Below are 19,816 nucleotides of genomic sequence, written 5' to 3'. Positions count from 1 at the left end.
GGCGTCGTGGACGTACTGACAGACAACTTCTCCACGTTCGGCGAGGGCTTCCTCGGCACCGTCGAACTCACCGTCTACGCCTCGGTCCTGGCGCTCGTGCTCGGCTTCCTCATGGCCTCGTTCCGCGTCGCGCCCGTCGGCTCCTTCCGGGCCTTCGGCACGGTCTGGGTGACGGTCCTGCGCAACACCCCGCTCACCCTGCTCTTCTTCGCCGTGCTGCTCGGCCTGCCCCGCTTCGGGCTCGTCCTGCCCTTCAAGGTCTTCGCGGTGCTCGCCCTCGGCTGCTACACCTCCGCCTTCATCTGCGAGGCGCTCAGGTCCGGCATCAACACCGTGCCCCGGGGGCAGGGCGAGGCCGCCCGCAGCCTCGGCATGAGCTTCGGGCAGACCCTGTCGATGGTGATCCTCCCGCAGGCCTTCCGGTCCGTCATCGCCCCGGTCGGCTCCAACCTCATCGCGCTCGCCAAGAACTCCGCGATCGCCGGCGCGTTCAGCGTCACCGAACTGCTCGGCACGTACAAGACGCTCAACGAGCTGGGCTACAACATCGTCTGGACCTTCGTCTGGATCGCCCTCGGCTACCTCGTCATCACCCTCGCCATCAGCGCGGTCTTCCATGTCCTCGAACAGCGCTGGGGAGTCGCCCGATGAAAGCCCTCAGCCACGACTCCACCGCCCTGTACGACATCCCGGGGCCGAAGACCGTGCGGCGGCACAGGCTCTACGGACTGCTCTCCACCCTGGTCGTGCTCGCCCTCGTCGGCTGGATCCTGTATCTGCTGTTCGACACCGACCAGTTCACCTCCACCAAGTGGACGCCCTTCGAGTACCGGGGCATCCAGGAACTGCTCCTGCGGGGGCTCGGCAACACGCTCAAGGCGTTCGCGATCTCCGCGGTCCTCGCGCTCGCGCTCGGCGGACTGCTCTCCATGGGGCGGCTCTCGGACCACCGTCCGGTGCGCTGGCTGGCCACGCTCCTGGTGGAGTTCTTCCGCGCGATGCCCGTCCTGGTGATGATCTTCTTCGTCTTCGTGGCGCTGAAGGTGCAGCCGCTGCCCGCGCTCGTCGCCGGACTCACGCTCTACAACGGCTCGGTGCTCGCCGAGGTCTTCCGCTCGGGCGTCAACTCCGTGGAACGCGGCCAGAAGGAGGCCGCGTACGCGCTGGGCATGCGCAAGACCCAGGTCATGAGTTACGTCCTCGTGCCCCAGGCCCTGCGCGCCATGCTGCCCGCCATCATCAGCCAGCTGGTGGTGGCCCTCAAGGACACCTCGCTGGGTTTTCTGATCACCTACGAGGAGTTCCTCCACGCCGGGAAGCTGATCGCGTCGAATCTCGACTACGATTTGCCCTTCATCCCCGTGGTCATGGTGATCTCACCGATCTACATCGGGATGTGCATGTTGCTGTCATGGTTCGCCCAGTGGGTGTCCAGGCGTCAGCGGCGCAATCCCAAGACCGAGGCCGCGGAAGTCGCGCCGGCCGAACCAGGGACGCTGCTGCATGGTGCGCAGTAGCTCGTAGGGCCATGCCTGGCCGGTGGCAGCCGGAGATCACTGCTCGCGCAGGGGGACGGACACGTACGACGGGTCCGCCGCCGGTGAGGAGAAGGTCAGCTGCGCGCCGGACGGGTTGTGCTCGATGTAGAGCGGGTCGACCGTGTCGACGACCAGGGCGAGCTTGTGTCCTGCCGGTACGTCGTAGGCCGTGGAGAACAGCTCCAGGTCCACGCCGAACGGCTTGCCGGGCGTCTTGCCGTGGAAGGTGTACGGCGCATTGCTGACCAGCTTGCCGAGGCCGAGCGGGCCCACGTCGTAGAGGTACGCGACGAGGGTGCCGCTCTCCTTGGTGCTGGTGAGCGTGGTGTGCAGCTTCGCGGTCCCGCGCACCCGCCGGCCCTCCGCGTACTTCTCCGACTGCCACACGCCCGTGTAGCGCCGCGGGAGCAGCGGCACCGAGGCCGTCGGCGGGATCTTCAGGAACTGGTCCAGGGCGTTGGAGAGGATCGCGATGCCGCCGTTGGCGCCCGAGTCGACGTTCGTACGGATCGTGGTGGAGCCCGCCATGGCGATCTTCTCGCGGGTGGGGCCCACCGACTTCCAGTCCGGGTAGCCCTCGTAGTCGCCCGTCGAGCGGGACTTGAGCTGGACCGGCTGCTCCTTGTCGATGCCGTTGTCCTCGCCCTTGAGGTGGTGGTCGAACCAGCGCCGCGTCGAGGTCCAGGTGTCGTTGGGCAGACCGAGCAGGCCGGTGGCCTCCGCCGTCGCGTGGTCGCCGGGACGGAACTCCAGGCGCTTGGGGCCGCTGAGCCGCTCGTAGAACTCGGCGTACTGGTTGGGCGGGAAGAGGGTGTCGCCCCAGGCGTTGCCGAGCATGATGGCCGCGCCGTTCTTGTTGATCCGGTCGAGGTGGGTCGCGGGGGAGCGCTTCGCGCCCCAGGCGATCATCTCGTCCTCCTTGTCCAGGTTGGACCCGAGGAAGTCCTTGAGCGTCTGCTGGAGTTCGGGGCTCGGACGGCCGGTGAGGGCGCCCGCGCCGCCGAGCAGGGCGGCGGCCTGGACGTGCTGGGTGCGTCCGCTGTAGATCGAGTCGATCAGATCGCCCCAGCCGCTCAGCGCGGCGACGGCCTTGATCCGCTTGTCGTGCCCGGCGGCGAGCAGGCTGATGCCCGCGCCGTACGAGACGCCCGCCATGCCGACCTTCGACGGGTCGGCCGGGGTATTGGCGAGGGTCCAGTCGATGACCTTGGAGGCGTCGGCGATGTCCTTGGGGCCCGCGGTCTCGATCTCGCCGCCGGACTGCCAGAAGCCGCGCGAGTTGTAACTGACCACGACATAGCCGGAGTCCGCGAGCTTCTGGGCCTGTGCGACGTACTCGATCTGGGGCATGGCCCAGCTGGTGGGCAGCACGATCGAGGGATACGTCGTCCCGGCGCCGGGCTTCGCGTCCTTGGGGGTGAAGACGTTGGCCTTGAGGACCGTGCCGCCGTCGCCGGGTATGTCGACGAAGCGCACGTCGGCGGAGCTCGCGGCCCGCGGCTCGGCGGCGGGCGCCGCCTGCGCCGCCGGGGCGAGGCCGAAGGCGGCCCCGGCGACGAGGGTCGCCGACACGGCTCCCACGGTGGTCGTACGCAAGGCATGGTGCGGCAGTCCCACGGGTCACTCCTCGCTCGTGCGATAGAAAGTGACCCGACGGTAACCTCGACGCTTTACCGAGGGTAACCCGTCGGTAAGTTACGCCTCGGTAACGGTTGTTGAGGAGTGGACCGTCAGTGCAGCGCGCTCTTGGCCTGCCAGTCCGACCAGGAGACGTTCCACTCGCCGTAACCGTTGCCCGGATCGGGCACGCCCTTCGAGCCGCTGCCGGTGACCTCGAAGGGGTCGCCGATCCGGGCCTGGCCGTAGAGCCAGCCCGCGTCACCGGTGCTCATGCCGACGCAGCCGGAGCTGTGGTTGGTGTTGCCGAAGTACGCGACGTTCCACGGGGCCGCGTGCGCGTACATGCCCGACCAGGTCAGGCGCATCGAGTAGTCGACCATCTTGTCGTAGCTGTCGCTGCCGGAGAGGCCGACCGTCTCGGAGCGCATGTTGATCGTGCCCTCCTTCGACATCAGGACCGACGTACCGCCCCAGGAGGCCTTCTCGCCGCCGGGCGTGCCGGCCGACATCGGGAGCGACCTGACCGTCTTGCCGTCCCGCACGAGCGTCGCGGTCTTGCTGTCCAGGTCCACCTTCACGACCTGGCTCCTGCCGACCGTGAACCCGGTGGCGTAGTCGCGGACGAACCAGCCGCCGCCGTGACCGGAGTCGACGCCGTTCAGTCGGGCGTCCAGCTTCACCTTCGTGCCGGACTTCCAGTACTCCTTGGGGCGCCAGTCGGCGCGGTCCTTGCCGTCGTAGTTCTTGATCCAGCCCCAGGCGCCCGTGGTGCCGTTCGAGGTCGTCACCTTCAGCTGCTTCTCGACCTCGGCCTTGTTCTTCACCGGGTGGTCGAAGGTGATCGACAGGGGCTGGGCGATGCCGACGGTGGTGTCCTTGCCGGGGGCGAGCGTCACCTTGTTGACCTTGTCGGGCGCGGCCGTCCTGAAGGACGTGCGCGCGCTGCCGCCCCGGTCGCTGACCGCCTCGACCTTGTACGCGGTGCCGGGCGCCGCCGTGCGCAGGGACGTCCAGGTGGTGCCGTTCGCCGAGACCTTGCCGGGGAGCTTCGCGCCCTTGGCGTCGGCGACGGTCACCTGCGTCAGCCTGCCCTCGGCCAGCTTCACCGTGACCGGGCCGCCCGCCTTTGCCCGCTGCCCCGTGAGGTTCACCGAGATCTTCGGTTTCTCGGCGGCCTTGTCGGACCCGGAGGAGCCGCTGCCGCCCGAGCAGGCGGTCAGGGCGGCGGCGAGCACCGCGAGGCCCGCGGCAGCCGCGTGGCGCGTGCGAAGGGGGCGTCGGCGGCTCGAAGAGCTCTGCGGGGACAAGGAAACGTACCTCCATGCGAATGTGGACCGCATGGAAAGAGGGCGTAGGACCCGGACAGGTTGCCTGATGTCCGGAAATCGATGGCTGGATCACTTGGCGCGATGAGAGGCCCGGACCGGCGCGGGCAGCGGCGTCTCGGCGGCGCGTGTCACATCGGCGACGAGCTCGACGACGTCGGGACCGTACGCCTGCGAGTTGACGACCTTCAGAAGCAGCACGAAGGAGCTGTTCCCGTGCTTGCGCGCGAGCTTCTCGTGGTGGCGGGCGAGATAGCGGGTCGCCGCCTGGCTGGTCACCGCGCGCTGGCCGCAGAAGAGGAAGACGGGCCGCGCGTCCTGGCCCTGGTCGGCGGTGAGCCGCGCGAGGATCACGTACTCCGTCAGGCCCGCCTCCAGGCGGTAGCGCTCGGCGCCGATCTGGAACGCGCCCCGGTCGGGGACCGGCTCCGGCTCGGTGTTCACCCGCACGCCCGGGAGCAGCGAGTGCATGTGCGCCGCCATGCGGCGGTGCGCCACCGGGTTGCCCACGCAGAACTCGGTGCGCTCGCCGAAGCTCTGCTGGGCCGCGTCGTGCGCGACCACCTGGAAGTGGGCCCCGCACTCCTTGACGACGGCGGCGAGTTCGAGGAGAGCGGACACGTCGTGGCGCACCACCATCAGCTCGCCGCCGCCCGCGTCACGGTTGACCACGAGCAGCGACTCGGCGTTGTCGGGCAGCCCGAAGAAGGCCTGCTTGCGGCGGAGCCTGCGCTTCCACAGGTAGCCGCGCACCAGCCAGCCAAGGACGGCACCGAGGCCGGCCGCGATCAGGCCGAGGACGATATTGCGCACGTCTTCAGTCATGGGGGCGCATGCTAGCGGCCTTTCGGAGCAGTGTTCGAGGCGGACCTGACGCGAACGCCGGTGCGAAGTTACGCTGCGCGGACGGCTGTTGACTGGAGGTACGAATGCGTCGCGCTGTCGTACGTAATCTGACGCTATTGGCGGTCGGAGGGGTATTGGTGTCGGTCGGTGCCGCCGCGCCCCCTTCGCCTACGCGCTCAGCGGAACAGGCCCCGACGGCCACGGGGAAGGTGTCGGCGGCCACGGGGAAGGTGCCGGTCGCCGTCGGCCGCGGCGGGGCGGTCGCCAGCGTCGACCCGGACGCCTCCGCCGCCGGCATCGAGGTCCTGCGCAAGGGCGGCAACGCCGTGGACGCGGCGGTCGCCACCGCCGCCGCGCTCGGCGTCACCGAGCCGTACTCGGCGGGTGTCGGAGGCGGCGGCTACTTCGTCCACTACGACGCCAGGACCCGCGAGGTCAGCACCATCGACGGCCGCGAGACGGCCCCCCGCACCGCCGACTCCGGGCTGTTCCTGGAGAACGGCAGGCCGATCCCCTTCGAGTCCGCGGTCACCAGCGGCCTCGGCGTCGGCACACCGGGAACGCCCGCCACCTGGCAGTCGGCGCTCGACGCGTGGGGCAGCAGAAAGCTCGGCACGCTCCTGAAGCCCGCCGAACGCCTCGCGCGCGACGGCTTCACGGTCGATGAGACGTTCCGCTCCCAGACCGCGTCGAACGAGAAGCGGTTCAGGGATTTCCCCGCCTCGGCGCAGCTGTTCCTGCCGGGCGGGAAGCTGCCGGTGGTCGGCTCCACGTTCAAGAACCCGGACCTGGCCCGTACGTACGACGAGCTGGGCCGCAAGGGTGTAGGGGCGCTGTACCACGGAAAGCTCGCCAAGGACTTCGTACGCACCGTCAACAAGCCGCCCGTCGACCCGGCGTCCGGCCGCGTGGCCCGGCCCGGCGACCTCTCCCTGAAGGACCTCGCGTCTTACGGCGTCAAGCGCCAGAAGCCCACGAAGACGACGTACCGCGGCCTTGACGTCTACTCCATGGCGCCCTCGTCCTCCGGCGGTACCACCGTCGGCGAGGCGCTCAACATCCTGGAGCGCACCGACCTGTCCAAGGCCTCGAAGACGAAGTACCTGCACCGCTTCATCGAGGCCAGCCGCATCGCGTTCGCCGACCGGGGCCGCTGGGTCGGCGACCCCGCCTTCGAGGACGTACCGGCGAAGGAACTGCTCTCGCAGCGGTTCGCGGACAGCCGGGAGTGCCTGATCAAGGACGACGCGGTGCTCAAGAGCCCGCTCGCACCCGGCGACCCGCGCCGGCCGAGGGCGTGCGCGACGGGTGACAAGGCGGCCCCCACCACGTACGAGGGCGAGAACACCACGCACCTCACGGCCGCCGACAAGTGGGGCAACGTCGTCGCCTACACCCTCACCATCGAGTCGACCGGCGGCAGCGGCATCACCGTGCCGGGGCGCGGCTTCCTGCTCAACAACGAACTGACGGACTTCTCCTTCGCGCCCGCCAACCCCGCGGTGCACGACCCGAACCTGCCGGGCCCGGGCAAGCGCCCGCGCTCCTCGATCGCGCCGACGATCGTGCTCAAGCACGGCAAGCCGGTGGTGGCGCTCGGTTCGCCGGGCGGGGCGACCATCATCACGACCGTTCTACAGACCCTGACGGGCTTCGTCGACCGGGGCCTGCCCCTGGTCGACGCGATCGCCGCGCCGCGCGCGAGCCAGCGCAACGCCGCACAGACCGAGCTCGAACCGGGCCTGTGGGACAGCGGGCTGCGCGCTTCCCTGGAGTCGATCGGGCACTCCTTCAAGCGGAACCCGGAGATCGGGGCGGCGACGGGCGTGCAGCGGCTGCCGGGCGGGAAGTGGCTCGCGGCGGCGGAGAAGGAGCGCAGGGGCGGCGGCTCGGCGATGGTGGTGCACCCCACCGGCTGACGACCCGCCTGCCTACGGGGCGGGCGAGGCCGCGCAGTTCCGCTCCAGCTCGTTGGCCGCCCAGCGGATGGACGACTCCGGGTCGTCGTGCAGGTACCGCAGGGCGGGCAGCGCCTCGCGGACCGCCGCAAGCTGGGCGTCGCCGCGCCCGCCGCGGGCCTGGTGGACGTCGGCGAGGTCCGCGATGAGCAGCAGCAGCGTGCTGCGCGACCGGTTGTCCGGGTCCGTCATCAGCTCGGCCAGGAACGGGATCGCGGGGACCGCGGCGGTCGAGGAGGCTTCCTTGGAGACGAGCAGCCGGTACAGGTCGTGGACCGCGTCCATGGCGGTCTTCTTGTCGTCCGACGCGACCTTGCCGATCAGGTCGGGAATCATGCGGCCGGGCCCGCGGGCGGTCCACAGGGACCCCCAGTCGACCCCGTCCAGGCGCAGTCGCAGGTCGCGGTGCGGCCAGAGCTTCGCCGGATCCAGCCGGAGCACGGAGGTGCCGTCGGCGTCGGTGACGCGCAGGGTCCCGTCCGCGTCGAGGCCGAGGAAGGTGATGCCGGTGCCCAGGCGCAGCCCGGCCACCGCGTCGGAGCCGATGTCCCAGACCCGGACCAGACCGTCGGCCCACGCGGCGGCGAGCGCGGGCCCGGTCTCCAGCTGGGCCGCGGCCAGCGCGCGGACGGGTGTGCGGCGGCGGGCGAAGGGGGCGCGCAGCGGCTTGCGGCGGGTGCTCCAGTAGCGGATCACGCCGTTCTCGTCGCCGCTCAGTACGAGGCGCCTGCCGCCGGTGGTCTTCACACAGGCGAGCGCGGTGACGGGGGCGCGGTGCAGGGCCAGGGTGATCGTCTCGGGGTTCTCGTCGTCGGTCTCCAGGACGTGGACGCATCCGTCCGTGTCGCCCGCCGCGAGGGTCGTCGCGTCCTGATCGGCGGCCACCGGACCGAGGGTGCCGGGCGGCCGGACGAGCGCGGCGGCGGCGCCGGGCACCTCGGGCGGCGCGCAGTGGCCGCGCGAGACCACCGACCAGCGCCCCCGCGCGTCGGCGTCGCCCTCCCTCAGCGAGACCGGCCCGAGGTCCTCCAGGGGCGCGGGCACCTCGCTGGGCGGGCGGATCGCCTTGTCGCCGGACCAGTCGACGCCGAGGGTCTCGGCGACGTCGACCAGGGCCTGGCGGGTCCGGGCGTTGATCACGACGCGGAAGTCGGCGCCGGGCCCGCGCCCATGCCGTATGACCGCGTCGGGAGCGCCGTACGACAGCGCGTCCGTGCCCATCTCCTGCCAGGGGAGCAGCCCCAGTTCGCGGTACGAGGACTCAAGGCGCCGGACGATCTCCGGGTCGGCGTCGACGGTGGCGCGGCGCACCCGCAGCGTCCAGCCGTACTGCGCCGGCAGCCGCTCGAAGGCCAGCTGCGTCAGGAACTCCGAAAGCGACCGGCTCTGCACCACCCACTCGCCACCGACGCTCACGACGACACGGGGGTCGGGCAGCTCGGCGTCGGCGGCGAGATAGCCCCACTCGTGGCTGTGGTGGTACTCGGACATGAACACACAGACGCGGCGGTCGCCACCTGAGCCCGTGGTCAACAGCTCGCTCCCCGGGGCGACGTCCAGCTCGGAGATCTTCGGCGGCCACTGCGTGTGGACCCAGTACAGACGCGGTTTGAAGGCGAAGGAGTTGAGCGGCGAGTCCCACCACTCGTTGAGGGCCTCGGGGACGGGCAGCGCCCAGTCGATGCCGTGTCTCTCGTTCTCACCGCCCCACCGCGAGTGCCCGGGCTCGCCGCCCGGATCCTCGTACCCCCACTCGCGCTGGACGGCCTCCAGCAACTCCCAACGGGGCCGCCCCTGCTGACGCAGCCTCAGCCGTTCCGCGAACTGTCCATAGTCGATGATCTCTCGTGTCACCGACGCATCGTACGAATGATCTACGTCAGGGACTGTCTCCGAGGTGTCACAGTGCCGTGAGGATCCTGGGACCGTCCTCGGTGATCGCGACGGTGTGCTCGGCGTGGGCCGCGCGGCTCCCGTCGTTCGTACGCAGCGTCCAGCCGTCCGGCGCCTGGTGGTAGCCGTCGTCGCCACCCGCGATCACCATCGGCTCGATGGCCAGCACCATGCCGGGGCGCAGGGGCAGGCCGCGGCCGGGGCGGCCCTCGTTCGGCACGCCCGGGTCCTCGTGCATGCGGCGTCCGATGCCGTGGCCGCCGAACCCCTCGGGGATGCCGTACCCCGCCTTCCGGCAGACGGTGCCGATGGCGTGGGCGATGTCGCCGATGCGGTTGCCGACGACCGCCGCCGCGATGCCCGCCTGAAGGGCGCGCTCCGCCGTCCCGATGAGGCGTACGTCCTCGGGGCGCGGGGTCCCCACGGTGAAGCTGATCGCCGAGTCGCCGGCCCAGCCGCCGAACTGGGCGCCGAAGTCGAGGGAGAGCAGATCGCCATCGCACAGGCGGTACGCGGTGGGGATGCCGTGCACGATCGCGTCGTTGACCGAGGCGCACAGGACCGCGGGGAAGGGGGTCGGGGCGAAGTGCGGGCGGTAGCCGAGGAAGGGGGACGAGGCGCCGGCCTCGCGGAGCACGGCGTGCGCGATCGCGTCGAGGCCGAGCAGTGATACGCCGACGCCGGCGGCCTCACGGGCAGCGGTGAGTGCCTGCGCCACGATGCGGCCCGCTTCACGCATCGCGTCGATCGACTGTGCCGTCTTGAGTTCAACCATGCCAATTACTATACCGGTATTTAAATGGGGGTCGTACGATGGGCGCATGGTTCGGACTCCTTTGACTCCCGAAGAGCGTGAGCGCGGCGAGCGGCTGGGGCGTCTGCTGCGGGACGCGCGGGCTGGGCGGAGCATGGTCTCGGTGGCGGCGGAGGCGGGGCTCTCCGCCGAGACGCTGCGGAAGATCGAGACCGGGCGAGCGCCTACGCCCGCGCTCTTCACTGTGGCGGCGCTGGCTTCCGTGCTGGGCCTTTCGCTGGACGAGATCGTCCTGCGGTGCGAGTTGGCGGCGGTCGCCTGAGCGGCCCGGCGGGCTGTCAGCCGGGCCGGGTGTCGTTGTGGCCGGCCGGGGTGGTCGTGGAGATCAGATGGTCGATCACGTCCGTGAGGCCGGCGCCTCGCCGGTAGGCGGCGCGCTGGCCTTCGGCCCGGCTGCCGTGGGCGCGCAGCCGCGACCAGAGGGCGTGGACGAGGTCGGCGTCACCGTGCTCGTGGAGCGAGGGGCGCAGCCGGGACAGGAGCCGGTCCACCTGGGTGGTGGCCGGGGACAGACGCCCGGTGGACAGGTCGATGACCTCGCCGGCCAGGCCGTCGCGTGCCGCGCGCCAGCAGGCCGCGCGCAGCAGCTCCGGCGGTGGCCGGAACGCCGGTTCTCCCGCGTGGATCGCGGCCAGCGCGGTGGCGGCCATGGCTCTGACGATGCCGGCGAGGAGCGTTGTGTCGTCGGCGGTGGCCGTGGCGTCGGCGGCGCGGAACTCCAGCGTCGGCACGTGGTGGGAGGGCCTGATGTCCCAGTACAGGCCGCCGCGGTCCATGACGGCGCCCGTGGCGAGGAAACCGGCGACGAGATCCTCGAAGTGGGCGGGGGAGTCGAAGTGCGGCGGGGGGCCGGCCACCGGCCAGCGTCCCCACATCGTCGTGCGCCAGCTGTGGTAGCCGGTGTCCCGTCCCGCCCAGTACGGCGAGTTGGCCGTGATGGCTATGAGGAGGGGAATCCATGGGCGCAGGTGGTTGCTGATCCGCAGCGCCGTGGCCAGATCGGCGACGCCGACGTGGATGTGGCAGGCGCAGGCGCTCTGCTCGTCGTCCAGGGCGCGGAACATCGCGGCGCTCCGGGCGTAACGGGGGCCGTCGCTCAGCGGCGGCGGGCCGGGCGGGCCGTGGACGGGCGTACCGCTGGAGATGATGCGCAGGCCCTGACGCGCGGCGGCCCGTGCCACTGTCTCCCGCGTGGCGCGGACCTGCTCGGCCAGAGCGCCCAGGCTGGCGTGGGGGTCGGTGCGCACCTCGACCTGGTAACGCGTGATCTCCGTGGTGACCCGGTCGCCGAGCTCGCGCGAGGCTTCGGCCACCACCTTCGCGGCCTCGGTGCTCAACTCGCGTGACACCGGATCGACCAGCAGGTACTCCTCCTCCGCTCCCACCGTCGGCGAGGCCGTTCCCGCGGGCCGTCCATCCGTCATGTGACCATGCTGTCACGTGCCGTGATCGTCGTGCAGAACGCAAAGGCGTCAATTTCCTCCGGCCCGCCTGGCGTGGGAGGCGGCGCGAGACCGTACCGGAAAACTGCGTGTAGTCGTCCCGTAACACGTCTGGTGTTATCTTCCGGACCGGAAGACTCCAGGCTCCACGGGGCGGTGCTGGTCAGATGGCAGTGGGACAACTCCCGGAACAGGCGGGGGAGTTCGCAAGGTACTTGAGGGATCTGCTGGGGCGGCTCGATCAGTCCACCGGCTGGTGCGGCGTGTTCTGGCAACGGGACCCGGACGGCATGCGCGCCTGCCTGGACGGCACGGAGGTACCGCCCTGGGACGTGGTGCAGGCGCTGCTCCACGACCTGGCGGCGGACCGCGGCATCCCCGAGGCCGAGCACGAGACGGACAGAGCGCGCACCCTGCACCGCGCCTCGCTCACCGCGTACGACGCCCGGCCCGGCGCCCGCGAGCTCCTAAGCACCCGGCTCGACATGATGCTCGGGGAGCAGCGGATCGCCCTGGAACGGCAGGCGGAACTCGGTCGGCAGCTGACCGAGGCGACCGGCCCGGACGAGGCCGACCGCATCAACCTCGACCTGGCGTGGGTCCGGGACGACCACGAGCGTGCGACCGCCAGGTGCGCGGAACTCCAGGAACGTATGGACCGCCTGGACGCGGCGGAGCGCCCCGCGTGGATGGACCTCGGCACGGCGTCTCCGCCGGACGGACCGGACGGACCGGACGGGCCCGACCCCTACGGCTCCGACCACATCCCCGAGGGGCACGAACGCCCCCGGCGAGCCCCCCGCGGCGCCCGCTTCGCGGGCCTCACGGACACGGACACGAATACCGGTACAGGTACGGGCACGGAGGCCGAGGCGCCTTCGCTCTTCGCCCCCGAGGCGGACCCCGCACGAGCCACCCCACGCGGCGCACGCTACGAGCCCGCCACGCACGCCTCCGCGACCCCCCAGCCCCGGCCTCAAGCCCCCGACGACACGACCGACGCCACTGATGGCGCCGACACCACCGCCACCGTCCAAACCCTCCTTCAGCTCCGCGGCGCGGCCCGCACCGGCGAGGCCCACGCCGTCCTGGTGGAGGCCGCGGCCTGGCCCGCCCCCCGCCTGCCGTCGCTGGCCGTGGAACTGCACCGCGCGGGCCTGGCCGCCGACTGGGCGACCCTCCTGTGGGAGGCCGCCTCGCTGCCGCCCGGCCCGCTGGTCGCCCTGGCGGACGCCCTCGCGGGGGCGGGCCGCGCCGACGACTGCCGGAAGCTGCTGCGGCAGGGCGTCGCGCGCCCCGCGCCGGAGATCGCCGAGGCGATCCTCGCGCTGATCGACGCGGGCAGGGAGCGCGAGGCCCGCGCCCTCCTCGACTCCTACCTCCGCGTCCGCACCCCCGAGGACGCGGCCCGCTGCGCGCACACCGACCCGCACCGCCTCATCCCGCTGCTCCTGGAGACGGCCCGAGCGGTCTCCGAGGAGCACCACTGGGACCTGGTGCACGCCCTGCGCGTCGCGGGGTTCAACACCTGACCCCCTTGGTCCCGTGCCGCTTTCCGCCCGTTTCCGGCCCACCCGGGTACGAATCATGAGAGTCTCTACGGGCGTAGAAGCTCTCTGATGTTCTCTTCAGGACAGTCCTCCCCAGGGCAGTGAAGGAGCAGCTCATGGTCAACGTCGTACGCGCCGCACTAGTCCAGGCGACCTGGACGGGCGACACCGAATCCATGATCGCCAAGCACGAGGAGCACGCCCGCGAAGCGGCTCGGCAGGGCGCGAAGGTCATAGGGTTCCAAGAGGTCTTCAATGCCCCCTACTTCTGCCAGGTCCAGGAGCCCGAGCACTACCGCTGGGCCGAGCCCGTGCCGGACGGCCCCACCGTCACACGCATGCAGGCGCTCGCCCGCGAGACCGGCATGGTGATCGTCGTCCCGGTCTTCGAGGTCGAGCAGTCCGGGTCCTACTACAACACCGCGGCCGTCGTCGACGCCGACGGCAGCTACCTCGGCAAGTACCGCAAGCACCACATCCCCCAGGTCAAGGGCTTCTGGGAAAAGTACTACTTCAAGCCGGGGAACCTCGGCTGGCCCGTCTTCGACACCGCCGTCGGCAAGGTCGGCGTCTACATCTGCTACGACCGCCACTTCCCGGAGGGCTGGCGCCAACTCGGCCTCAACGGCGCCCAGATCGTCTACAACCCCTCCGCCACCCACCGCGGCCTCTCCTCGCACCTCTGGCAGCTGGAGCAGCCCGCGGCGGCCGTCGCCAACGAGTACTTCATCGCCGCGATCAACCGCGTGGGCCAGGAGGAGTACGGCGACAACGACTTCTACGGAACGTCGTACTTCGTCGACCCGCGCGGCCAGTTCGTCGGCGAGCCCGCGAGCGACAAGACCGAGGAACTCCTCGTCAGGGACCTCGACTTGGGGCTCATCGAAGAGGTACGCAGGCAGTGGGCGTTCTACCGCGACCGACGCCCCGACGCCTACGAAGGGCTGGTGCAGCCGTGACCGACCTGTACGCCCGCCACAAGGCGGTGCTGCCCGAGTGGCTCGCGCTCTACTACCAGCAGCCCCTCGAACTCACCCACGGCGAGGGCCGGTACGTCTGGGGCGCCGACGGGAGGAAGTACCTCGACTTCTTCGGCGGCATCCTCACCACCATGACCGCACATGCCCTGCCCGAGGTCACCAAGGCGGTGAGCGAACAGGCGGGCCGGATCATCCACTCCTCCACCCTCTACCTCGACCGCCCGATGGTCGAACTCGCCGAGCGCGTCGCGGCGTTGTCCGGCATCCCCGACGCCCGCGTCTTCTTCACCACCTCCGGCACCGAGGCCAACGACGCGGCGCTGCTGCTCGCCACCGCCCACCGCCGCTCCAACCAGATCCTGGCGATGCGCAACAGCTACCACGGTCGCTCCTTCACGGCCGTCGGCATCACCGGCAACCAGTCGTGGTCGCCGACCAGCCTCTCGCCGCTCCAGACGCTGTACGTGCACGGCGGCGTCCGCAGCCGGGGGCCGTACGCCGCGCTGAGCGACGCCGAGTTCACCGCGGCCTGCGTCGCCGACCTGCGGGACATGCTCGGGCAGGCGCGCGGGGGAGTGGCGGCGCTGATCGCCGAGCCGATCCAGGGCGTCGGCGGCTTCACCTCGCCGCCCGACGGACTGTACGCCGCTTTCCGCGAAGTACTGGACGAACACGGCATCCTGTGGATCTCCGACGAGGTGCAGACCGGCTGGGGCCGCACGGGCGAGCACTTCTGGGGCTGGCAGGCGCACGCCCAGCACGGCCCGCCGGACATGCTGACCTTCGCCAAGGGCATCGGCAACGGCATGTCGATCGGTGGTGTCGTCGCCCGCGCCGAGGTGATGAACTCCCTCGACGCCAACTCCATTTCGACGTTCGGCGGCTCGCCGGTCACCATGGCGGCGGGCCTCGCCAACCTCTCGTACCTCCTTGAACACGACCTCCAGGGCAACGCCCGGCGCGTCGGGGGCCTGCTGATAGAGCGGCTGCGGGCGATCTGCGCCCAGCTGCCCGTCGTACGCGAGGTGCGCGGGCGCGGCCTGATGATCGGCATCGAACTGGTCGGGCCCGGCACCGACGAGCCGAACCAGCGAGCGGCCGCCGCGGTGCTCGAAGCGGCGCGCGAGGGCGGCCTGCTCATCGGCAAGGGCGGCGGCCACAGCACCAGCGTCCTGCGCGTCGCCCCACCGCTGTCGCTGACCGTGGCGGAGGCGGAAGAGGGCGCGGCCATCCTCGGAGAGGCCCTGCGGAGCGCCTAGTCGACCCCGTACCCCTGTCGTCCCCCGTACCCCTGTCGACGTACGCACCCCTGTCACGTACGTACCCCTGTGCAGAAAAGGGAGCGCACCACATGAGCACCCGCACCCTGATCCGCGGCGGCCTCGTCGTCACCGCCGCCGAGGAGACCCACGCCGACGTGCTGGTCGAGGACGGCAGGGTCGCCGCGCTCGCCGCGAGCACCAGCGCCGCGGCGAGCGCGTGGACCGCCGACCGCGTCATCGACGCCACCGGGAAGTATGTGATCCCCGGTGGCGTCGACGCCCATACGCACATGGAGTTCCCGTTCGGCGGCACCTTCTCGTCGGACACCTTCGAGACCGGGACCCGGGCGGCGGCCTGGGGCGGCACCACCACCATCGTCGACTTCGCGGTGCAGTCCAAGGGCAGGGCGCTGCGGTCCGGCCTGGACGCGTGGCATGCGAAGGCCACCGGGAACTGCGCGATCGACTACGCCTTCCACATGATCGTGTCGGATGTGAACGACTCGACGCTGAAGGAGATGGACGGGCTCATCGAGGAGGGCGTGACCTCGTTCAAGCTGTTCATGGCGTATCCCGGGGTCTTCTACTCGGACGACGGGCAGATCCTGCGCGCGATGCAGAGGGCCGGCGAGAACGGCGGGCTGATCATGATGCACGCCGAGAACGGCATCGCGATCGATGTGCTCGTGGAGCAGGCGCTGGCCCGCGGCGAGACCGATCCCCGCTTCCACGGCGAGGTCAGGAAGGCGCTCCTGGAGGCCGAGGCGACGCACCGCGCCATCAAGCTCGCGCAGGTGGCGGGGGCGCCGCTGTACGTGGTGCACGTGTCGGCGCGGGAGGCCGTGGCCGAGCTGACCCGGGCGCGGGACGAGGGGCTGCCGGTCTTCGGGGAGACATGCCCGCAGTACCTGTTCCTGTCGACGGACAACCTCGCCGAGCCGGACTTCGGCGGCGCGAAGTACGTGTGCAGTACGCCGCTTCGCCCGAAGGAGCATCAGGCGGCACTCTGGCGCGGCCTGCGCACGAACGATCTCCAGGTGGTGTCGACGGACCACTGCCCGTTCTGCTTCTCGGGGCAGAAGGAGCTCGGGCGCGGCGACTTCTCCAAGATCCCCAACGGGATGCCGGGCGTGGAGAACCGCATGGACCTGCTCCACCAGGGAGTGGTCGACGGCCGCATCTCGCGGCGCCGCTGGATCGACATCGCCTGCGCGTCACCGGCCCGGATGTTCGGCCTGTACCCGAGGAAGGGCACCATCGCGCCGGGCGCCGACGCGGACATCGTCATCTACGACCCGCACGCCGAGCAGACGATCTCGGCGGCCACGCACCATATGAACGTCGACTACTCGGCGTACGAGGGCAAGCGTCTGACCGGCCGGGTGGAGACGGTCCTGTCGCGCGGCGAACCGGTCATCACCGGCCGGGAGTTCACCGGCCGCACCGGTCACGGCGCGTACACCGCGCGCGGCACGTGCCAGTACCTGGACTAACCGCGCCATTCCCGGGCCAGAACCGCCCAGTTCTGCTTGTCGTAACGGGTGCCGGCGTAGGGCCAGGCCTCGCGCTGCACCCCTTCGAGTGTCATGCCGAGCCGCTTGGCCACCGCGGCGCTGCGGTCGTTGTCGGCTCGGCAGCGCCACTCGGCGCGGTGCAGGCCCCGGGTGGTGAACGCCCACTCCAGCAGCGTGCGGCACGCCTCGGTGATCAGGCCGTGGCCCTCGGCGGCGGGCTCCAGCCAGCAGCCGACCTCGCACGAGCCCGCCGCCGCGTCGAAGGCCACGAACATGACGCCGCCGACCAGCGTGCCGTCCAGCCAGATGCCGTACAGGCGGGCGCCGTCCGAGGCCTGCCGCTCGGCGTACCGGCGCAGGGTGGCCCGCGCGCCGTCGACGTCATCGGTGACGAAGCCGCGCCCCACCCACGGCCGGATGTGCTCGCGCGCCCGGTCCAGGTGGGCGGCGAACTCCTCGGCGTGCCGACTCTCAAGGGGACGCAGCCGGGCATCGCCCCGTAGCGGGAGGGTGAGGGAGAGGGAGAACATCGGGCCCCATTCACACAACAAGCGTTACGGTTATGTACCGTAGCAGCATGCCACGGACCAAGGGCGATCACGAGGCCCGCCGCCGCGACGTCTCCGAGGCGGTCTGGCGGGTGCTGGCCGCGCACGGCTTCGGCGGGCTGACGATGCGCGCCGTCGCCACCGAACTCGGCGCCACCACCGGCCTGCTCACCCACTACTTCCGCACCAAGCGCGACCTCGTCGCCTACGCCCTCGACCTGCTGGAGCGGCGCACCGCCGCCCGCCCCCGGCGCACCGCGACCGCGGGGCAGGGCATGTCCGCCGTACGGGCCGCGCTCCTCGACGTCCTGCCGCTGACGGAAGAGGCCACCGACAGCAACCGCATCTGGGTCTCCTCCTGGGACACCGCGCTCGCCGACCCCGAACTGAGCGCCGACCACGCGCGCAGGTACGCGCAGAGCCGCGACAGGCTGCGCGACCTGGTGGAGCGGGCCCAGCGGCTCGGCGAGTTGACGCCCGGAGACCCGGTACGCATCGCCGCCGGCGCCCAGGCCTTCGTGCTCGGCCTCGTGGTGCAGGCCCTGCTCGACGCCCCGGCGTTCCCGCCGCAGCGCCAGGTCGAACTCCTCGACGACTACCTGTCCGCGCTCGCCCCCGCCCCCGCCCCCGCGCACGGCGTCTGACGCGGCACGGTCCTCTTGCCAAGGACCAAGGGGAAGTCCACGATTGTCCCTTCTCGGATCACCTTCGAGACCAGGAGGTCCCGCTGTGGATTTCGGACTTGTGCTGCAGACCGATCCGCCCGCGTCGGCGGTCGTCGGACTCATGCGGCGCGCGGAGCGCAACGGCTTCCGCTACGGCTGGACCTTCGACTCCGCGGTCCTGTGGCAGGAGCCGTTCGTCATCTACAGCCGCATCCTCGAACACACCACGCGGCTGACGGTGGGCCCCATGGTCACCAACCCGGGCACCAGGACCTGGGAGGTCACCGCCTCCACCTTCGCCACGCTCAACGACATGTACGGCAACCGCACCGTCTGCGGCATCGGGCGCGGCGACTCCGCGATGCGCGTCGCGGGCCGCAGACCCCACACGCTGGCCCGGCTCGGCGAGGCCATCGACGTCATCCGTGACCTCGCCGAGGGGCGCGAGGCGGACATCGACGGGCGGCGGCTGCGGCTGCCGTGGGTGCGGGACGGGAAGCTGCCGGTGTGGATGGCGGCGTACGGCCCGAAGGCGCTCGCGCTCGCCGGGCAGCGGGCGGACGGCTTCATCCTGCAGCTCGCCGACCCCTATCTGACCGAGTACATGGTGAAGGCCGTACGGGACGCGGCCGCCGCGGCGGGGCGCGACCCGGCCGACGTGAGGATCTGCGTGGCCGCGCCCGCGTACGTCGGCGACGACCTCGCGCACGCCCGCGAGCAGTGCCGGTGGTTCGGCGGCATGGTCGGCAACCACGTCGCCGATCTCGTCGCCCGGTACGGCGAGCGGTCGTCGGTGGTGCCGCAGGCCCTCACCGCGTACGTCAAGGCGCGCGAGGGCTACGACTACAGCCACCACGGGCGGGCCGGGAACCCCGACACCGCCTTCGTGCCCGACGAGATCGTCGACCGGTTCTGTCTCCTCGGCCCCGTCGAAACGCACCTCGAACGGCTCAAGGAGCTACGGGAGTTGGGCGTCGACCAGTTCGCCGTGTACGCGATGCACGACGCCCGGGAGGACGTCATCGACGCGTACGGAACCTCCGTCATCCCGGAGCTTGCCTGAGCGGCGAGGTGAACGCGAGCAGCAGCTCCGCGGTGCGCCCGGGCGCTTCGAGCATCGGCGTGTGGCCGACGCCGGGGAGGAGTTCGAGCCGCAGCCCCGGTACGACGCGGTAGCGATCGGCGGACGAAGGACGCCACCGGCGGTCCTGGCTCCCGAAGATGACCAGGACGGGTATGTCCAACTGGGACAGCCGGGACGGCAGTTCGCGCTCGCTCAGGTAGGTGAGGGACTCCCGTGAGGTCGCGGTGACCGCGAGGTAGGTCATGCCGCGCACGTCCATGACGACCCGGTCGGGGAGGGTGGTCTCCGGGCCGACGGCGGTGTCCAGGCCCCGCCGGATCGTGGTGTCGTTCCGCATGCGCCACACCCACCGGCCGAGCACGGGCACCGTGACGAGGCGCCCCGGCCAGGGCTCCGGCAGGCGCGCGTCGGGGCTCGGACCGGTGTTGATGAGCGCCAACGCACCCACCAGGTCCGGTCGTTGCTCGGCCAGCGCCGTGCCCACCAGGCCGCCCGTCGAGTGCCCGGCCACGGCGGCCCGCTGTACGCCGAGTCCGTCCAGGGCTGCGGCGACCCGACGGGCCTGGGCCGGGATGTCGTAACCGCCTCGGGACGGCCGCGCCGACCTGCCGTGCCCGGGGAGGTCGAGGCGGATGACGCGGTGGGCCCGTGCCAGCTCAGGGACCACGGCGTCCCACCAGGCCGTCGAACCGGCGAGGCCGTGGATCAGGACGAGGGTGGGAGCGTCCGCGGGGCCGCTCTCGGTGATGTCTGTCGGGTCATGGCTCCACATGCCCT

General features: G+C 71.2%; 18 protein-coding genes. 10 read left to right on the top strand and 8 right to left on the bottom strand.

Annotation, left to right across the window (positions count from 1 at the left end):
* Positions 1-6: 6 nt before the first annotated feature.
* Both ACWDVB_RS06085 and ACWDVB_RS06080 read left to right on the top strand, forming a co-directional pair.
* Entirely contained in the window at positions 7-651 is a 645-nt protein-coding gene (locus ACWDVB_RS06085) for an amino acid ABC transporter permease (RefSeq protein WP_451514076.1), read from the top strand.
* The gene (locus ACWDVB_RS06080; protein WP_451514077.1) at positions 648-1,517 is read left to right on the top strand and encodes an amino acid ABC transporter permease; all 870 of its coding nucleotides are present in this window, start codon (positions 648-650) and stop codon (positions 1,515-1,517) included. Before ACWDVB_RS06085 ends, ACWDVB_RS06080 begins: the two co-directional genes overlap by 4 nt.
* A 36-nt stretch (positions 1,518-1,553) precedes the next feature.
* On the opposite strand, the gene ACWDVB_RS06075 is transcribed toward ACWDVB_RS06080, so the two are convergent.
* The 3 genes from ACWDVB_RS06075 to ACWDVB_RS06065 form a co-directional block, all read right to left on the bottom strand.
* Complete coding sequence (locus tag ACWDVB_RS06075) at positions 1,554-3,155, bottom strand: CocE/NonD family hydrolase (protein ID WP_451514078.1); 1,602 nt, start codon at positions 3,153-3,155, stop codon at positions 1,554-1,556.
* 113 nt (positions 3,156-3,268) lie between these two features.
* Positions 3,269-4,498: an Ig-like domain-containing protein gene (locus ACWDVB_RS06070; protein ID WP_451514079.1), complete on the bottom strand. Its 1,230-nt coding sequence runs from the start codon at positions 4,496-4,498 to the stop codon at positions 3,269-3,271.
* A 57-nt stretch (positions 4,499-4,555) separates the two neighbouring features.
* Positions 4,556-5,308: a hypothetical protein gene (locus tag ACWDVB_RS06065; protein WP_451514080.1), complete on the bottom strand. Its 753-nt coding sequence runs from the start codon at positions 5,306-5,308 to the stop codon at positions 4,556-4,558.
* Between the two features lie 104 nt (positions 5,309-5,412).
* Here ACWDVB_RS06065 and ggt point away from each other — a divergent pair, with 104 nt between their 5' ends.
* Positions 5,413-7,248: a gamma-glutamyltransferase gene (gene ggt, locus ACWDVB_RS06060; protein ID WP_451514081.1), complete on the top strand. Its 1,836-nt coding sequence runs from the start codon at positions 5,413-5,415 to the stop codon at positions 7,246-7,248.
* A 12-nt stretch (positions 7,249-7,260) separates the two neighbouring features.
* Here the strand turns inward: ggt and ACWDVB_RS06055 are convergent, their stop codons facing one another.
* Both ACWDVB_RS06055 and map read right to left on the bottom strand, forming a co-directional pair.
* Positions 7,261-9,141, bottom strand: a complete 1,881-nt coding sequence (locus tag ACWDVB_RS06055) for a WD40 repeat domain-containing protein (protein WP_451514082.1) — start codon at positions 9,139-9,141, stop codon at positions 7,261-7,263.
* Between the two features lie 46 nt (positions 9,142-9,187).
* Positions 9,188-9,955 carry a type I methionyl aminopeptidase gene (gene map / locus ACWDVB_RS06050; protein ID WP_451514083.1) on the bottom strand — a complete coding sequence of 256 codons (768 nt, stop codon included), beginning with the start codon at positions 9,953-9,955 and terminating at the stop codon, positions 9,188-9,190.
* Positions 9,956-10,001: 46 nt separating this feature from the next.
* Between map and ACWDVB_RS06045 the strand changes: the two genes are divergently transcribed.
* The gene (locus tag ACWDVB_RS06045; protein ID WP_451514084.1) at positions 10,002-10,256 is read left to right on the top strand and encodes a helix-turn-helix domain-containing protein; all 255 of its coding nucleotides are present in this window, start codon (positions 10,002-10,004) and stop codon (positions 10,254-10,256) included.
* Between the two features lie 16 nt (positions 10,257-10,272).
* On the opposite strand, the gene ACWDVB_RS06040 is transcribed toward ACWDVB_RS06045, so the two are convergent.
* Positions 10,273-11,418 carry a carboxylate-amine ligase gene (locus tag ACWDVB_RS06040; RefSeq protein ID WP_451514085.1) on the bottom strand — a complete coding sequence of 382 codons (1,146 nt, stop codon included), beginning with the start codon at positions 11,416-11,418 and terminating at the stop codon, positions 10,273-10,275.
* Between the two features lie 233 nt (positions 11,419-11,651).
* On the opposite strand from ACWDVB_RS06040, the gene ACWDVB_RS06035 reads away from it, so the two are divergent.
* The 4 genes from ACWDVB_RS06035 (at position 11,652) to hydA (ending at position 16,721) form a co-directional block, all read left to right on the top strand.
* Positions 11,652-12,968, top strand: a complete 1,317-nt coding sequence (locus ACWDVB_RS06035) for a hypothetical protein (RefSeq protein ID WP_451514086.1) — start codon at positions 11,652-11,654, stop codon at positions 12,966-12,968.
* Between the two features lie 134 nt (positions 12,969-13,102).
* On the top strand, positions 13,103-13,945 hold the full coding sequence (locus tag ACWDVB_RS06030) for a nitrilase-related carbon-nitrogen hydrolase (RefSeq protein ID WP_451514087.1): 843 nt from the start codon (positions 13,103-13,105) through the stop codon (positions 13,943-13,945).
* Positions 13,942-15,225: an aspartate aminotransferase family protein gene (locus ACWDVB_RS06025; protein ID WP_451514088.1), complete on the top strand. Its 1,284-nt coding sequence runs from the start codon at positions 13,942-13,944 to the stop codon at positions 15,223-15,225. Before ACWDVB_RS06030 ends, ACWDVB_RS06025 begins: the two co-directional genes overlap by 4 nt.
* 92 nt (positions 15,226-15,317) lie before the next feature.
* A complete protein-coding gene (gene hydA / locus ACWDVB_RS06020; protein WP_451514089.1) occupies positions 15,318-16,721 on the top strand; it encodes a dihydropyrimidinase in 1,404 nt (467 codons plus the stop codon).
* On the opposite strand, the gene ACWDVB_RS06015 is transcribed toward hydA, so the two are convergent.
* A complete protein-coding gene (locus ACWDVB_RS06015) occupies positions 16,718-17,272 on the bottom strand; it encodes a GNAT family N-acetyltransferase (protein WP_451514090.1) in 555 nt (184 codons plus the stop codon). The two genes, hydA and ACWDVB_RS06015, sit on opposite strands and share 4 nt — an antisense overlap.
* 47 nt (positions 17,273-17,319) lie before the next feature.
* On the opposite strand from ACWDVB_RS06015, the gene ACWDVB_RS06010 reads away from it, so the two are divergent.
* Both ACWDVB_RS06010 and ACWDVB_RS06005 read left to right on the top strand, forming a co-directional pair.
* Positions 17,320-17,934: a TetR/AcrR family transcriptional regulator gene (locus tag ACWDVB_RS06010; RefSeq protein WP_451514091.1), complete on the top strand. Its 615-nt coding sequence runs from the start codon at positions 17,320-17,322 to the stop codon at positions 17,932-17,934.
* Between the two features lie 85 nt (positions 17,935-18,019).
* Positions 18,020-19,018: a TIGR03842 family LLM class F420-dependent oxidoreductase gene (locus ACWDVB_RS06005; RefSeq protein ID WP_451514092.1), complete on the top strand. Its 999-nt coding sequence runs from the start codon at positions 18,020-18,022 to the stop codon at positions 19,016-19,018.
* Here ACWDVB_RS06005 and ACWDVB_RS06000 read toward each other — a convergent pair.
* Positions 18,999-19,811, bottom strand: coding sequence for an alpha/beta fold hydrolase (locus ACWDVB_RS06000; RefSeq protein WP_451514093.1), 813 nt, complete (start codon positions 19,809-19,811; stop codon positions 18,999-19,001). The two genes, ACWDVB_RS06005 and ACWDVB_RS06000, sit on opposite strands and share 20 nt — an antisense overlap.
* Positions 19,812-19,816: the final 5 nt, after the last annotated feature.

This window comes from Streptomyces sp. NPDC003379, from assembly GCF_053589195.1.
The sequence above is the reverse complement of the archived record's forward strand: the minus strand, read 5'-3'. Positions and strand labels throughout refer to the sequence as shown.

What these genes read in the sequence shown, in the direction of transcription:
- ACWDVB_RS06080 (WP_451514077.1), top strand. Translation starts at nt 648, where the DNA reads ATGAAAGCCCTCAGCCACGACTCCACCGCCCTGTACGACATCCCGGGG.
- ACWDVB_RS06070 (WP_451514079.1), bottom strand. Translation starts at nt 4,498, where the DNA reads ATGCGGTCCACATTCGCATGGAGGTACGTTTCCTTGTCCCCGCAGAGC.
- ACWDVB_RS06065 (WP_451514080.1), bottom strand. Translation starts at nt 5,308, where the DNA reads ATGACTGAAGACGTGCGCAATATCGTCCTCGGCCTGATCGCGGCCGGC.
- ggt (WP_451514081.1), top strand. Translation starts at nt 5,413, where the DNA reads ATGCGTCGCGCTGTCGTACGTAATCTGACGCTATTGGCGGTCGGAGGG.
- map (WP_451514083.1), bottom strand. Translation starts at nt 9,955, where the DNA reads ATGGTTGAACTCAAGACGGCACAGTCGATCGACGCGATGCGTGAAGCG.
- ACWDVB_RS06045 (WP_451514084.1), top strand. Translation starts at nt 10,002, where the DNA reads ATGGTTCGGACTCCTTTGACTCCCGAAGAGCGTGAGCGCGGCGAGCGG.
- ACWDVB_RS06040 (WP_451514085.1), bottom strand. Translation starts at nt 11,418, where the DNA reads ATGACGGATGGACGGCCCGCGGGAACGGCCTCGCCGACGGTGGGAGCG.
- ACWDVB_RS06030 (WP_451514087.1), top strand. Translation starts at nt 13,103, where the DNA reads ATGGTCAACGTCGTACGCGCCGCACTAGTCCAGGCGACCTGGACGGGC.
- hydA (WP_451514089.1), top strand. Translation starts at nt 15,318, where the DNA reads ATGAGCACCCGCACCCTGATCCGCGGCGGCCTCGTCGTCACCGCCGCC.
- ACWDVB_RS06015 (WP_451514090.1), bottom strand. Translation starts at nt 17,272, where the DNA reads ATGTTCTCCCTCTCCCTCACCCTCCCGCTACGGGGCGATGCCCGGCTG.
- ACWDVB_RS06010 (WP_451514091.1), top strand. Translation starts at nt 17,320, where the DNA reads ATGCCACGGACCAAGGGCGATCACGAGGCCCGCCGCCGCGACGTCTCC.
- ACWDVB_RS06000 (WP_451514093.1), bottom strand. Translation starts at nt 19,811, where the DNA reads ATGTGGAGCCATGACCCGACAGACATCACCGAGAGCGGCCCCGCGGAC.